Genomic DNA, 15,101 nt, shown 5'->3' with positions numbered 1-15,101 from the left:
ATGCTCAAGCGACGGCGACGACGTCGAGAATCCGCTGCACGACCCGGTCCTGGTCGATGCCCGCGGCTTCGGCTTCGAACGAGAGAATGATGCGATGGCGCAGCACGTCGAACAACACGGCCTGGATGTCCTCGGGGCTGACGAAATCGCGTCCGGCCAGCCAGGCGTGGGCTCGGGCGCAGCGGTCCAGGGCGATGGAGCCCCGCGGGCTGGCGCCGTAGGCGATCCACTCGGCCATTTCCGGGTCGAACTTGGCCGGGTTGCGGGTGGCCATGACCAGTTGCACCAGGTATTCCTCCACGGCATCGGCCATGTACAGCCCGAGGATTTCCTTGCGGGCGGAGAAAATCGCCTGCTGGCTCACGCGGCGCTCGGGCGTGGTTTCGCCGTGCAGGGCTTCGCCCCGGGCCTGCTGGAGAATGCGCCGTTCTACCGCGGCATCGGGGAAACCGATCTTGACGTGCATCAGGAACCGGTCGAGCTGCGCCTCCGGCAGCGGGTAGGTGCCTTCCTGCTCGATCGGGTTCTGCGTGGCCATGACCAGGAACAGCGGCGACAGCTCATAGGTGCTGCGCCCGACGCTGACCTGCCGCTCGGCCATGGCTTCGAGCAGGGCCGACTGGACCTTGGCCGGGGCCCGGTTGATTTCGTCCGCCAGCACCAGGTTATGGAAGATCGGCCCCTGCTGGAACACGAAACTGCCGGTTTCCGGACGGTAGATTTCCGTGCCGGTGATGTCGGCCGGCAGCAGGTCGGGGGTGAACTGGATGCGATGGAACTGCGCTTCGATACCTTCGGCCAACTCCTTGATGGCCTTGGTCTTGGCCAACCCCGGCGCGCCTTCCACCAGCATGTGGCCGTCGGCGAGCAGGGCGATGAGCAGGCGCTCGATGAGTTTTTCCTGGCCGAGAATCTGCGTTGAAAGAAAGGTTCGCAGCGCCAGCAGCGCTTCACGATGTTCCATCGATGACTGTTCCTGGAAAGGGAAGCCCCTGGCGTTCGGATAACGTCGGGGCTGGGGGCGTTACTTTAAAGCATGGCGGGGGGTGGCGACTAACGGGATTTTGTCCGGTGTGCGGATTTGTGATCGGTTTGGATTCAAGAGGTGAGGTCGGACCAGGTCGCAATGACGGTCATAGCGTCAGCATGGAAGCAAGCTGAGCCGCACCCTCACGATCAGGCTGGCTTTCACGGAAGATTGGCGGAGCGCCATCCCCTCGCCACAAAAGAAGGACGACTCAGCCTTTCCAGGCGTCGGGGTTGACCAGGTTGGCCGGCCGCTCACCGGCCAGGGCCGCCAGCAGGTTGTCCACCGCGCAGCGGGCCATCGCCTCCCGGGTTTCGTGGGTGGCCGAGCCCATGTGTGGCGTCGCCACCACGTTGTCCATCTGCAGCAGCGGCGAATCCGCATTCAAGGGCTCGCGCTCGAAGACATCCAGCCCCGCGCCACGGATCTGTTTGTTGCGCAGGGCTTCAATCAGCGCCGCTTCGTCCACCACCTTGCCTCGGGAAATATTGATGAAAATACTCTCGGGGCGCATCCGGGCAAACGCCTGGGCGTCGATCAAACCGTGGGTCTCGGCGGTCAAGGGCAAGGTCAGGCAAATGAAGTCCGCCTGCTGCAACAGGCTGTCGAGACTGCAATAACGCGCGTTGAAACGCTGCTCGACCGCAGGCTTGGGTGAGTGGCTGTGGTAGATCACCGGCATGCCGAAGCCGAAGTGCCCGCGCTGGGCCAGGGCTTCACCGATGCGACCCATGCCGATGATACCCAGGGTCTTGCCATGGACGTCGCTGCCGAAATGCTTGGAGCCGATGCTCTGTTGCCAGCCGCCGGCACGGACCAGGTTGGCCAGCTCCACCACGCGGCGAGCGGTGGCCAGGATCAGCGCGAAACCCGTGTCTGCGGTGGTTTCGGTCAGCACGTCGGGCGTGTTGGTGAGCAGGATCCGGCGTTCGGTCAGGTAGTCGATGTCGTAGTTGTCGACCCCCACCGAGACGCTGGCGATGGCTTGCAGGTCTGGCGCCAGGTCCAGCAGCAAGGCGTCCAGCCGGAGGCTGGCCCCCAGCAGGCCATGGGCGCCAGGCAAGGCGTCGCGCAGTTGCGCCAGGCCCTGGGCATCGAGACGTTCGACCAGGGTTACCTGGGCCTGGGCTTGCAGGCGGGCCATCAGTTGTTCGGAAAGGGCCTTGTATAACACCACGTGTTTTTTCATGGGGATCGGTCTCGATTCAGGAGTGGGCGGTCGCCGGGTGTGGCTTGGCGGCCTTGGATTCGACCCGGTCGCTGGCGCCAGGCTTGAGGGCGAGGGTCAGCACCACCGACAGAAGCAGTGCGCCGCTCATCAGCAGGAACGACATGCCTGGAGAACCGGTGGAACCGTTGAGGTAACCCACCAGGTAGGAGCCGCCGAAGGAGCCCAGGGCGCCCATGCTGTTGATCAACGCCATGGCGCCACCTGCGACATTGGCCGGAAGGATCTCCGGGACGATGGCGAAAAACGGCCCGTACGGCGCATACATGCAGGCCCCGGCGACCACCAGCAGGCTATAGGACCACCAGAAATGCTCGGGCCCCAGCAGGTACGAGGCATAGAACGCGATGGAGGCGACCAGCAGTGGCGGCCAGACGAAACGCTTGCGTTTCTGGGCCTTGTCCGACGCCCAGGACACCACGAGCATGCCGGCCACCGCCGCCAGGTACGGCAAGGACGACAGCCAGCCGGCCTCCACCATGCTCATTTGCTGGCCTGCCTTGAGGATCGACGGCAGCCACAGCACGAACCCATAGACCCCGATGCTCCAGCAGAAGAACTGCAGCGCCAGGATGATGACCTTGGGCGAGCGGAAGGCCTCGGCGTAGTTCTTCACCGCCTTGATGCCGACCTGTTCCGCTGCCAATGCGCTCTCCAGGTCGTGTTTTTCCTGGGCGTTGAGCCATTTGGCCTGGGACGGACGATCATCCGCCAGGCGCCACCAGATAAAGGCCCAGAACACCGCCGGCAGGCCCTCGATGATGAACATCCAGCGCCAGTCGAACTGCTGCACCAGATAACCGGACACCACCGACATCCACAGCATCGTCACTGGGTTGCCGAGGATCAGGAAGGTGTTGGCGCGCGAGCGTTCGGCCCGGGTGAACCAATGGCACAGGTAAACCAGCATGGCCGGCATCACGGCGGCCTCGACCACGCCGAGCATGAAGCGGATCACGATCAGCCAATAGGCATTGGAGACGACGCCGGTCAGCGTCGCCAGCGAGCCCCAGAGTATCAGGCTGACGAAGATCAGCTTCTTGACGCTGTGCTTCTGGGCGTAGATCGCCCCCGGTACCTGGAAGAAAAAGTAGCCGAGAAAAAACAGGGCCCCCAGCAGGGACGACAACCCCGGTGTGATCATCAGGTCCTCGGCCATGCCCGAGGCGGCGGCGAACCCGTAGTTGGCCCGATCCAGATAGGCCAGGCTGTAGGTGATGAACACAATGGGCATGATGTACCACCAGCGGCGGGTGGCGAGGTTGAGCGTTTGCATGTCGTTGACTCCTGAGCTTGTTGTTTTTGTTTGCAGCAGGTGTGTTTTGCGGTGGCCTCTATCGCGAGCAAGCTCGCTCCCACAGGGGTTAACTCGATCCCATGTGGGAGCGAGCTTGCTCGCGATAGGCGGTTTCAAATTCAGCCAGTAACTCAATGCGAGTCGGCAATCCCTCCATGTCTCCACGGCTCTGTACCGCGCGGCTGCCAATCCAGTTGGCGCGCTGCACGGCCTCGGTGATGGCGCGTCCTTCGAGCAATGCACTGACCAGGCCAACGGCAAATCCATCGCCGGCGCCCACGGTGTCCACCACGCGCGCCACCGGCACGCCAGGCACAACGCCTTGTTCAAGCGGCGTGCGGTAATAGGCACCCTGCGCGCCGAGCTTGATCACCACGGCGTCGGCGCCCTGGTCCAGGTAGAACGCGGCGATGTCGGCGGGCTCGTCGTACCCGGTCAGCAGCCGCCCTTCGCCGAGTCCCGGCAAGACCCAGTGGGCGAGGGCGGCGAGGCGATTGACTTCGCCGATCATCGTCGACTCGCTGGCCCACAGGCCTGGTCGCAGATTGGGATCGAACGACAGGCTACGGCCGGCTTCGCGCATGCGGGTCATCAACTCGAAGGCCATCTGCCGAGCCGTGGCCGACAGCGCCGGCACGATACCGGTGGCGTGCAGGTGACGGGCTTGCAGCAGCGCCGGCACGATGGACGCCACCGACAGATGGCTGGCCGCTGAGCCGCGTCGGAAGTATTCGACTTGCGGGTCGCTGCCATCATCGGTACGGGACTTGAACTGGAATCCGGTGGGGTGCGCTGGATCCACCGCCACGTGACTGCAGTCCAGGCCTTCGTTCTCCAGCGTCCGCACCACGAAACGGCCCAGGGAGTCGGCGCCGACCCGGCTCAGCCATGCCACCTGCAAGCCCAGCCGGGACAAGCCGATGGCGACGTTGCTGTCGGCCCCGGCAATGCGTTTATGAAACTGGTTGACGCAGGCCAGGTCACCGTTCTGGTCGGCCACCAGCATCGCCATGGTTTCGCCGAACGACAATACATCGAGCTCAGACATGGGCGGGCTCCCGGCTCGATTGCCCAAGTTGGGCGAGGGCGGCCACATGCTCCCTGGTCAACTGCAACAGGTCTTCGCCTTGTAGTGGATATTCGGCGGCCCGCATCACGCCGGCCGGCATCTGTTTGAACAGTTGTCCCCACACATGCAGGTCCGTCACTGCCGGCGGCACGGCCACCAGCTTGCCGTCGGCGCGTCGGGCCACCGCCTTGCAGTGCACATACGCCACATAGTGGCCGAGCTGCCGGGCCGCCATGGCCGCCGATTGGTCCTGCCATTGCCAGTTGCCAATATCGAAGGTCATGCCGATGGGCAACGCTTGCTGCTCGGCTGCGGCGAAGAACCGTTGCAACGGTTCGATTCGCCCGCCCTGCAAGGTCTGGTCGTTTTCCACCAGCAATTGCACCGGGCTTGCGGCGAGCACATCCGCCAAGGCTGACAGGTCATGGGAATCGGTGAAGTGACCGAGGGAGACTTTCAGCCATGTGGAGCCGAACGCCTCGGCACGTTGCAAGGTAGGCGCCAGGGCGGGATTGGGTTTGGACCGGCCCGCGAGCCACAGCTCGAGGGGGGACGAAAAAATGCTCTGCAAACCTTTGGCCTGGGCGCTCGTGGCCAGCTCGGCGGGCTGTTCGGTGGTGAGCAGTTCCTCGCGCCATTCGACCCGCGAGGCGCCGGCGGCGGTCAGCAGATCGATGAAACTGCCTTGGCCATGTTGCCGCACCAGGTCGGCGCCGTAGCTGGAAAGGCTGATGGAAACGGGTGGCTTGTTCATTGTTGTCACACCTCTGAAACCGGTTTCAGTTCTGGTCAAAAAAAAGGGGGAGCTTCAGGGCCTCATCGCGAGCAAGCTGGCTCCCACAGGGGGCTTCAATGCGCTACAGATCCAGTGTGGGAGCGAGCTTGCTCGCGATAGCGCCCTCACCATCACCGACCATTGCCAAGCGTCGACCCACGCTCGATCAACCGCGCCGCAAAATCCAGGGTCCGCACCGGCCCGCTGTCGCCGCGCAAGCGCTTGAGCAGGCATTCGAATGCACTGGCGCCGATCTCGGCAGTGGGTTGGGCGAGGGCCGTGATGCCGCTGCCCACCAACGGATACCAGTCCAGGTCGTCGAGGGCGATCAGGCCCACGTCGTCGAACAGGTCGCAGCCCAGTTCACGCAACACCCGGGTGGCGGACAAGGCTGCAATGCCATTGGCGCAGAACAGCGCCTTGGGGCCCCGGTCCGGCTGGGCCAGGAAGGTCTCGATGCGCGTGGTCAACTGATCGCAGATTTCCACCACGGTGCCGCAGAGGGCGGGGCGCTGCTCGATGCCAGCCTTGAAGCTCTCGACCCGCTCGATTCGCGAGCTGGTCCCGTCGAACGGCTCGGTTACCAGCAGCAGGTCACGGTAGCCTCGCTGTTCAAGGTGATCGAGGGCCATCGTCACGGCGGCGGGGTTGTCCAATCCCACCAGGTCGCTGTCGAGCCTGTCGACCTTGCGGTCCACCAGTACCAGGGGCATCTCGTTGCGCAGTTCGAGCAGTTCGTCCCGGTGATGGCCGAGGGTGTTTACGATCAAGCCTTCGATGTTGTAGGCGCGCAACAGCGCCAGGTGCTGGCGTTCCTGCTCGTCGTCCCGGTCGGTGTTGCATACCACCAGGCTGTAGCCATGGCGACGGCAGGCGGTTTCCACACCATGCATCACGGCAATCGAATAAGGGTTGCGGATATCGGCCACCAGCATGCCGATCAGGCGAGTACGGCCGCGCTTGAGGCCGCGGGCCATCTGGTTGGGGCGATAGCCCAGTTCACTGATCGCTTGCTCGATGCGCCGGGCGATGGCTTCGGAGAGCAGGGCGCGGTCCTCGCCGATGAACCGCGAGACGCTGGCCTTGGAAACCCCGGCGCGTTCGGCCACATCAAGCATGGTGACGCGGCTGCGCTGGGCGGCGGAGAAAGAATTCACGGATGGAAACCTGCTTATTGGAATTATTCAACGGTTCTGAAACCGGTTTCAGGAAACCTCAGAACACAGTCGCCCGTCAAGGGCGTCTCGATGCGAGAGCGACCGACGGTTGCCACGTCGCGAGCGGTTTTGAGGTGACGGTCACTCTCTTGCAAGCTGAGCCGCCGCTATCGCGAACAAGCTCGCTTGCACGATGGTGACTTGCACAGGTTGGTGAACGACGCCAGTCCTGTGGGAGCGAGCTTGCTCGCGATAGCGTCCATTGAAACGCTGGAATCAGTCCTGTCTTACGTAGGTCCCGGTACCCCGGAGAATGTTCTGCAGGGTCAACTCCACTTCCACCAGATCCGCCGCATCGGTGCAGTGGCTGATTTCCAGCACGTCGTCGCCATTGAGAGCATCGACGTGCGCCGCGGCGATCTCGATCTTCAGCAGGGTCGGGCTGAGGGTCACCTTTACACCATCCAGTGTCGAAGGCTCGCCATCGAGCGCGATCTCCAGCTCGTCCTCGTCGGGATAACGGCTCATGAGGAACATTTCGCCCTGGGCGCTGTGGCAGCAGAGCATGGCCATGTTGTCTTCTTCTTCATCACACGGGTTGGCGATCAGAAGGGCGGTGGTCATTTTCAAGGTGATGGCTCCAGGATCGAGTGCACGTGCGGGGTGCAAAAAGTGGATTCTGCCAGCGCGAAGGATTTTCTGCTGGTTTACCGCCTCGGGGTGCCGTTTGGTCCCCAGCCTGCTAGGGTTGTCCGGTGCGTACCGGCTGTTTAGCTAGCCGTTGACCGAATATGTCGCAGCGCTGCAAGCATGCTCGTTGTCGCACTCGTTAAGCTGCGCAACGGATGCGCACCTGCCAAGAGCACCGTGGGGTGTTTTTGGCAGGTGTTCATCACATGGAAGGTTACATGGAAAAGGAATGTGACCTGCGGGTCTTGTCCAGCTTCACCCACCTGTCGTCCTGTTTCCTCTGCCCGAGAACCAGGAACAGGATGGCCGGCAGCCCGAGAGGGGTTGCACGACGCTTTCATCAATAACAAGCCCAAGCGGAGTACCACAGATGGCGTTCTTCACCGCAGCCAGCAAAGCCGACTTCCAGCATCAACTGCAAGCGGTACTGGCGCAGCACATCAGTGAACAGGCACTGCCACAAGTGGCGCTGTTCGCTGAACAATTCTTCGGCATCATTTCCCTCGATGAACTCACCCAGCGCCGGTTGTCCGACCTCGCCGGTTGCACCCTGTCTGCCTGGCGCCTGCTTGAGCGCTTCGATCACGCGCAACCGCAGGTGCGTGTGTACAACCCCGATTACGAACGTCACGGCTGGCAATCGACCCACACCGCCGTGGAAGTGCTGCACCACGACCTGCCGTTCCTGGTGGACTCGGTGCGTACCGAGCTGAACCGTCGCGGCTACAGCATCCATACCCTGCAAACCACTGTGCTGAGCGTGCGCCGTGGCGCCAAGGGCGAGTTGCTGGAAATCCTGCCCAAGGGCACCCAGGGCGAGGGGATCCTGCAAGAGTCGTTGATGTACCTGGAAATCGACCGCTGCGCCAACGCCGCCGAACTCAACGTCCTGAGCAAGGAACTCGAGCAGGTGCTGGGTGAAGTGCGCGTGGCCGTGGCCGACTTCGAACCGATGAAAGCCAAGGTCCAGGACATCCTGGTGGGCCTGGACAACAGCGCCTACGCCATCGACGCCGATGAAAAGAGCGAAATCAAGACCTTCCTGGAGTGGCTGGTGGGCAACCACTTCACCTTCCTGGGCTATGAAGAGTTCGTGGTCCGTGAAGATGCCGAGGGTGGGCACATCGAGTACAACCCCGATTCGTTCCTCGGCCTGACCAGGCTGCTGCGCGCCGGCCTGACCGCCGATGACCTGCGCATCGAGGACTACGCCGTCAACTACCTGCGTGAACCGACTCCGCTGTCGTTCGCCAAGGCTGCGCACCCGAGCCGCGTCCATCGTCCGGCCTACCCGGACTATGTGTCGATCCGTGAAATCGACGCCGACGGCAAGGTCATCAAGGAATGTCGTTTCATGGGCCTGTACACCTCCTCGGTGTACGGCGAAAGCGTGCGGGTCATCCCGTACATCCGCCGCAAGGTCGAGGAAATCGAGCGGCGCTCGGGCTTCCAGGCCAAGGCGCACCTGGGCAAGGAACTGGCCCAGGTACTGGAAGTCCTGCCCCGTGACGACCTGTTTCAGACGCCGGTGGACGAGCTGTTCAGCACCGTGATGTCCATCGTGCAGATCCAGGAGCGCAACAAGATCCGCGTGTTCCTGCGCAAAGACCCGTATGGCCGTTTCTGCTACTGCCTGGCCTACGTGCCGCGCGACATCTATTCCACCGAAGTGCGCCAGAAGATCCAGCAAGTGCTGATGGATCGCCTCAAGGCCACGGACTGCGAATTCTGGACCTTCTTCTCCGAGTCCGTGCTGGCTCGTGTGCAGTTGATCCTGCGGGTGGACCCGAAGAACCGTATCGACATCGACCCGCTGCTGCTGGAAAAGGAAGTGGTACAGGCCTGCCGCAGCTGGAAGGACGACTACGCCAGCCTGGTCATCGAGAGCTTCGGCGAAGCCCAGGGCACCAACGTGCTGGCGGACTTCCCCAAAGGCTTCCCGGCCGGCTACCGCGAGCGCTTTGCCGCCCATTCGGCGGTGGTGGACATGCAGCACCTGCTGAGCCTGAACGAAACCAATCCGCTGGTGATGAGCTTCTACCAGCCATTGGGCCAGGTATCCGGCCAGCGCGAGCTGCATTGCAAGCTGTACCACGCCGACGCGCCGCTGGCCCTGTCCGACGTGTTGCCGATCCTGGAAAACCTCGGCCTGCGCGTGCTGGGTGAGTTCCCGTACCGCCTGCGCCACAACAACGGCCGCGAGTTCTGGATCCACGATTTCGCCTTCACCGCCGCCGAAGGCCTGGACCTGGACATCCAGCAGCTCAACGACACCCTGCAGGACGCTTTCGTGCACATCGTGCGCGGCGATGCCGAGAACGATGCGTTCAACCGTCTGGTGCTGACCGCCGGCCTGCCATGGCGCGATGTGGCGCTGCTGCGAGCCTATGCCCGTTACCTGAAGCAGATCCGCCTGGGCTTCGACCTGGGTTACATCGCCAGCACCCTGAACAACCACACCGATATCGCTCGCGAACTGACCCGGTTGTTCAAGACCCGCTTCTACCTGGCACGCAAACTCAGCGGCGACGACCTGGAAGACAAGCAACTGCGCCTGGAACAGGCGATCCTCACGGCCCTGGACGATGTCCAGGTGCTCAACGAAGACCGCATCCTGCGTCGCTACCTGGACCTGATCAAGGCCACCCTGCGGACCAACTTCTACCAGACCGACGCCCACGGCCAGAACAAGTCGTACTTCAGCTTCAAGTTCAACCCGCACCTGATCCCGGAACTGCCCAAGCCGGTGCCCAAGTTCGAGATCTTCGTGTACTCGCCACGGGTCGAGGGCGTGCACCTGCGCTTCGGCAATGTGGCTCGCGGCGGCCTGCGCTGGTCCGACCGTGAAGAGGATTACCGCACCGAAGTGCTGGGCCTGGTAAAAGCCCAGCAGGTGAAGAACTCGGTGATCGTGCCGGTGGGGGCCAAGGGCGGATTCCTGCCACGTCGCCTGCCACTGGGCGGCAGCCGGGACGAGATCGCGGCCGAGGGCGTTGCCTGCTACCGCATCTTCATCTCGGGCCTGCTGGACATCACCGACAACCTGAAGGACGGCGCCCTGGTGCCGCCGGCCAACGTGGTGCGGCATGACCATGACGACCCGTACCTGGTGGTGGCGGCGGACAAGGGCACCGCGACCTTCTCCGACATCGCCAACGGCATCGCCATCGACTACGGTTTCTGGCTCGGCGACGCGTTCGCCTCGGGCGGCTCGGCCGGTTACGACCACAAGAAGATGGGCATCACCGCCAAGGGCGCGTGGGTGGGCGTGCAGCGCCACTTCCGCGAGCGTGGCATCAATGTCCAGGAAGACAGCATCACCGTGGTGGGCATCGGCGACATGGCCGGCGACGTGTTCGGCAACGGCCTGCTGATGTCCGACAAGCTGCAGCTGGTGGCGGCGTTCAACCACCTGCACATCTTCGTCGACCCGAATCCGGATCCGGCCAGCAGCTTCGCCGAGCGCAAGCGCCTGTTCGACCTGCCGCGTTCGGCCTGGACCGACTACGACACCAGCATCATGTCCGAAGGCGGCGGTATCTTCTCGCGCAGCGCGAAAAGCATCGCCATCACGCCACAGATGCAGGAACGATTCGACATCAAGGCTGACAAGCTGACCCCGACCGAACTGCTCAATGCCTTGCTCAAGGCACCGGTGGACCTGTTGTGGAACGGCGGTATCGGCACCTACGTCAAGGCCAGCAGCGAGAGCCACGCCGACGTCGGCGACAAGGCCAACGATGCACTGCGGGTGAACGGCAACGAGCTGCGCTGCAAGGTGGTGGGCGAGGGCGGCAACCTAGGCATGACCCAGCTGGGTCGCGTCGAGTTCGGCCTGCATGGCGGCGCCACCAACACCGACTTCATCGACAACGCCGGTGGCGTGGACTGCTCCGACCACGAAGTGAACATCAAGATCCTGCTCAACGAAGTGGTGCAGGCCGGCGACATGACCGACAAGCAACGCAACCAGTTGCTGGCGAGCATGACCGACGAAGTCGGTGGCCTGGTGTTGGGCAACAACTACAAGCAGACCCAGGCCCTGTCCCTGGCGGCCCGCCGTGCCTTCGTGCGGATCGCCGAATACAAGCGCCTGATGAACGACCTGGAAGCCCGGGGCAAGCTGGACCGCGCCATCGAGTTCCTGCCGACCGAGGAGCAACTGGCCGAACGCGTCGCGGCGGGCCATGGCCTGACCCGTGCCGAGCTGTCGGTGCTGATCTCCTACAGCAAGATCGACCTCAAGGAGGCGCTGCTCAACTCCCTGGTGCCGGACGACGACTACCTGACCCGGGACATGGAAACCGCGTTCCCGCCGACCCTGGTGAGCAAGTTCTCCGAAGCCATGCGTCGCCATCGTCTCAAGCGAGAGATCGTCAGCACCCAGATCGCCAACGACCTGGTCAACCACATGGGCATCACTTTCGTCCAGCGGCTGAAAGAGTCCACTGGCATGAGCCCGGCGAACGTGGCGGGTGCGTATGTCATCGTTCGGGATATCTTTCACCTTCCACACTGGTTCCGCCAGATCGAAGCCCTGGACCACCAGGTCTCGGCGGACGTCCAGCTGGAACTGATGGACGAGCTGATGCGCCTGGGACGCCGCGCGACGCGCTGGTTCCTGCGCAGCCGCCGCAACGAGCAGAACGCCGCCCGCGACGTCGCGCACTTCGGTCCGCACCTGGCGGCGTTGGGCCTCAAGCTCGACGAACTGCTGGAAGGTCCGACCCGCGAAGGCTGGCAGACCCGCTACCAGGCCTATGTGGCGGCCGGCGTGCCGGAGTTGCTGGCGCGCATGGTGGCAGGCACCACGCACCTGTACACCTTGCTGCCGATCATCGAGGCATCCGACGTGACGGGCCAGAACGCCGCCGATGTGGCCAAGGCCTACTTCGCCGTGGGCAGCGCCCTGGACGTCACCTGGTACCTGCAGCAGATCAGCGCCTTGCCAGTGGAAAACAACTGGCAGGCCCTGGCCCGCGAAGCGTTCCGCGATGATGTCGACTGGCAGCAGCGGGCGATCACCATCTCGGTCCTGCAACAGGGCGATGGCACCCAGGACGTGGAAACCCGCCTGGCGCTGTGGCTGGAGCAGCATCACAGCATGGTCGAGCGCTGGCGTGCGATGCTGGTGGACATCCGTGCCGCCAACGGTACCGACTACGCCATGTACGCGGTGGCCAACCGCGAACTGCTGGACCTGGCGTTGAGCGGTCAGGCGGTCGTGACGGCCAACTGATCCGGCGTTGAATGAAAAGCCCCGCATCGCGAGATGCGGGGCTTTTTTGCCTTTCAGGATTGACTGTGGCCCCTGTGGAAGCGAGCTTGTAGTGTGATCGTCAGTTTTTCAGCGGTATCAATACCGCTTCATCCTTTCCCATCACCATGAACACCAGCAGTTTCGCCGGCTCGGTCGCGCTGGCGTTTTTCGAGACCAGGTGCTCGGAACCCGCCGCTTCATACCAGAACTCCCCGGCCTTGTAGGTGGTCGCCGGCTCGCCCTTGACCTGTGAGGTGATGGCGCCTTCGAGCACATAGGCCATGGCCGTGCCTTCATGTTTGTGGGCAATGGAGGATTGGCCCGGCGCGTAGTCGACCGTGAGCATCATGGTTTTTTTACCGGGCAGGTTCTTCAACGCCTTTTCCTGCAGCACCGTGACCTTTTCCGAAGGCGCGGTTTCATGGGCGTAGGCCTGGGCGAGGGGCAGCAGGCCGAGGGCGGCGATCAGGCAGAGTGTTTTCATGGGGACATGACCTGTGTGGTTGTGAGTGGATTCGCGCTGTTGCGGCGATGAATCCACCCTAAGCCCCAGGGTGAGGCAAGCAAACGTCCAATCTTGCGGAAGGTGGGTAGACCAATGATGGGGGCGAATCCACGGCAGGCTGGCCAGTGCGATGAGCTGGCTTGCCCCTTTGTGGTGAGCGGATCAATCCCCTCACCACAATCTGGCCGGGCAGCAATAAAGCGGCGACCTTCAGACAATCGGGAAGCTGTTGAAGTCCACGCTGCGGGCCAGGCGATTGTCGATCAGGCCGATGAAGCCTTGCACTTCGGGGCAATTGAAGTGGGCCTGCATGGCCGCTTCCGATTGCCAGCGGGCGCTGACGGTCCAGCGATCGCCGTCCTCCGGGCACCGGTCGACCATATAGGCGTCGCAGCCCGGCTGGGCACGCAGGGTTTCGACGATCTGCTGCAATTGCCGGCCCAGCTCTTCCGAGCGGCCGGCGGCAGCCTGCACCTGTACGGTATTGATCACTTGGCGAGTCATTGCGCTGGCTCCTGAATCAAGTCGGACGGGGTTGTTCGGCACTCAACGGCACCTGTGCAGGATAGGCCCCCCAGGCCAAGGCTAAAACAGCCAATGGGCGGATAAATGACCAGTCCAATCGCCTCAGGCGAGCTGTTGCAGGATGTCCCGCAAGCGGTCCAGGGCGGTGTCGATGTCCAGGGTTTCGATCGCGCCAAAACCCAGGAACAGGCCCGGGCGGACCGGCGCTTCGTTGAAGAAGCCGTCGAGGCTGTACAGGCCGATTTCGGCTTTCTTCGCCAGCTCGATCACCAGCGCCAGGTCGATCGGCACCTTGCACAGTACCGCCAGGTGAAAGCCCGCGGTGGTGGGCACGGCTTCGAACCAGGGAGACAGGTCCCCGGCCATGCGGGCCAGGATGCGTTCGCGCCGACCGGCGTAGAGGGTGTGGCATCGACGGATGTGCTTGAGCAGGCAGCCCTCGGCGATGAACTTGGCCAAGGCCCATTGGGGCAGGGTGGAGGTGTGCTGGTCGGTGAGGCGCTTGGCCAGGATCACCGCTTCGAGAATGGCCGGTGGCAGGATGGCGTAACCGAGCCGCAGTTCCGGCAGCAGCGTCTTGGAGAAGGTCCCGACGTACGCCACGATGCCGCGTTCGTCCATGCTCTGCAGGGAGTCGGCAGGGCGACCTTCGTAGCGGAACTCGCTGTCGTAGTCGTCCTCGATGATGATCGCCCCCAGCTCGTAGGCCCTTGCCAGCAAGGCCTGGCGCCGCGCCTGGCTCATGGGCATGCCCAACGGGAACTGGTGGGAAGGGGTCACGTAGATCAGCCGCGTACCGTCGGGAATCAGGTCCACGCGCATGCCTTGGTCGTCCACCGGCACGCCGGCCACCGTCGCCCCATGGGAACCGAACAGCAGGCGCGCCGGTGGGTAGCCCGGGTCTTCCATGGACACCAGGCTACCGGGACAGGTCAGTACTCGCGAGATCAGGTCCAGGGCCTGTTGTGCGCCGTTGCACACCACCACGTCGTCATCCTGGCAATTGACCCCGCGGGAAAACGCGACGTGCCGGGCAATGGCATTGCGCAGCGCCGGCAGGCCTTCGGGCTGGCTATAGAAACCCTTGTGGCTGGCGATCTGGCGCAGGGCATGGGCGGTGCAGCGGCGCCAGTCGTCCAGGGGAAACTGGCCCTTGCCGGTGGCGCCACCGATGAAGTCGTAGCGCAGGGCACTCTCGACGCTGGGGTGGCGCATCAGGTCCGGCATGTTGCGCCAGGCTTGCACCACCTCGGCGCCGGCCAGCTCGCGGTGGCTCTGCTTGTGCACGATCCTGGCCGGACGGGCGTTGACGTAGGTGCCCTTGCCTATGATGCCGGTCAGGAAGTTCTCATAGGTGAGCTGCGCATAAGTATCGGAAACCGTCTTGCGAGACACCCCCAGCTGTTCGGCCAGCAACCGACTGGGGGGCAGTTGGGTACCGGCGGCCAGGCGGCCGCTTTCGATGGCGCTGCGTAATTGTTGATACAACTGGCTCGTCAGGTCCTTGCGGCCGTTGATGACGACATGAAGTTCCATACCCGCTGGCTCCTGGGGCAATTGGTTGCGGC

Annotated in this window: 11 protein-coding genes; 1 reads left to right on the top strand and 10 read right to left on the bottom strand. The window is 63.4% G+C overall.

Annotation, left to right across the window (positions count from 1 at the left end):
- Positions 1 to 4 precede the first annotated feature (4 nt).
- The 7 genes from BT179_RS00135 to BT179_RS00105 form a co-directional block, all read right to left on the bottom strand.
- The gene (locus BT179_RS00135; RefSeq protein WP_072398924.1) at positions 5 to 964 is read right to left on the bottom strand and encodes an AAA family ATPase; all 960 of its coding nucleotides are present in this window, start codon (positions 962 to 964) and stop codon (positions 5 to 7) included.
- Between the two features lie 274 nt (positions 965 to 1,238).
- The gene (locus tag BT179_RS00130; protein ID WP_072430542.1) at positions 1,239 to 2,216 is read right to left on the bottom strand and encodes an NAD(P)-dependent oxidoreductase; all 978 of its coding nucleotides are present in this window, start codon (positions 2,214 to 2,216) and stop codon (positions 1,239 to 1,241) included.
- A 16-nt stretch (positions 2,217 to 2,232) separates the two neighbouring features.
- Positions 2,233 to 3,531 (bottom strand): MFS transporter, encoded by a 1,299-nt coding sequence (locus tag BT179_RS00125; protein ID WP_072398926.1) that lies wholly within the window; start codon positions 3,529 to 3,531, stop codon positions 2,233 to 2,235.
- Between the two features lie 88 nt (positions 3,532 to 3,619).
- Positions 3,620 to 4,600: a sugar kinase gene (locus BT179_RS00120; protein WP_072398927.1), complete on the bottom strand. Its 981-nt coding sequence runs from the start codon at positions 4,598 to 4,600 to the stop codon at positions 3,620 to 3,622.
- A complete protein-coding gene (locus BT179_RS00115; protein ID WP_072430543.1) occupies positions 4,593 to 5,375 on the bottom strand; it encodes a sugar phosphate isomerase/epimerase family protein in 783 nt (260 codons plus the stop codon). Before BT179_RS00115 ends, BT179_RS00120 begins: the two co-directional genes overlap by 8 nt.
- A 152-nt stretch (positions 5,376 to 5,527) precedes the next feature.
- Positions 5,528 to 6,553: a LacI family DNA-binding transcriptional regulator gene (locus BT179_RS00110; RefSeq protein WP_072430544.1), complete on the bottom strand. Its 1,026-nt coding sequence runs from the start codon at positions 6,551 to 6,553 to the stop codon at positions 5,528 to 5,530.
- A 276-nt stretch (positions 6,554 to 6,829) separates the two neighbouring features.
- Positions 6,830 to 7,183: a hypothetical protein gene (locus BT179_RS00105; RefSeq protein WP_072398930.1), complete on the bottom strand. Its 354-nt coding sequence runs from the start codon at positions 7,181 to 7,183 to the stop codon at positions 6,830 to 6,832.
- Positions 7,184 to 7,613: 430 nt separating this feature from the next.
- Between BT179_RS00105 and BT179_RS00100 the strand changes: the two genes are divergently transcribed.
- Entirely contained in the window at positions 7,614 to 12,482 is a 4,869-nt protein-coding gene (locus BT179_RS00100; protein WP_072430545.1) for an NAD-glutamate dehydrogenase, read from the top strand.
- A 100-nt stretch (positions 12,483 to 12,582) separates the two neighbouring features.
- On the opposite strand, the gene BT179_RS00095 is transcribed toward BT179_RS00100, so the two are convergent.
- The 3 genes from BT179_RS00095 to BT179_RS00085 form a co-directional block, all read right to left on the bottom strand.
- Positions 12,583 to 12,987 carry a cupin domain-containing protein gene (locus tag BT179_RS00095; RefSeq protein ID WP_072398932.1) on the bottom strand — a complete coding sequence of 135 codons (405 nt, stop codon included), beginning with the start codon at positions 12,985 to 12,987 and terminating at the stop codon, positions 12,583 to 12,585.
- Between the two features lie 231 nt (positions 12,988 to 13,218).
- Positions 13,219 to 13,512, bottom strand: coding sequence for an antibiotic biosynthesis monooxygenase family protein (locus BT179_RS00090; protein WP_072398933.1), 294 nt, complete (start codon positions 13,510 to 13,512; stop codon positions 13,219 to 13,221).
- A 123-nt stretch (positions 13,513 to 13,635) separates the two neighbouring features.
- Positions 13,636 to 15,069: a MocR-like pyridoxine biosynthesis transcription factor PdxR gene (locus tag BT179_RS00085; protein ID WP_072430546.1), complete on the bottom strand. Its 1,434-nt coding sequence runs from the start codon at positions 15,067 to 15,069 to the stop codon at positions 13,636 to 13,638.
- Positions 15,070 to 15,101: the final 32 nt, after the last annotated feature.

It is taken from the genome of Pseudomonas sp. NFACC43, from assembly GCF_900119645.1.
Classification (GTDB): Bacteria; Pseudomonadota; Gammaproteobacteria; order Pseudomonadales; family Pseudomonadaceae; genus Aquipseudomonas.
Note: the sequence above shows the minus strand (reverse complement) of the source record. Positions and strands in the feature narration are given on the sequence as shown.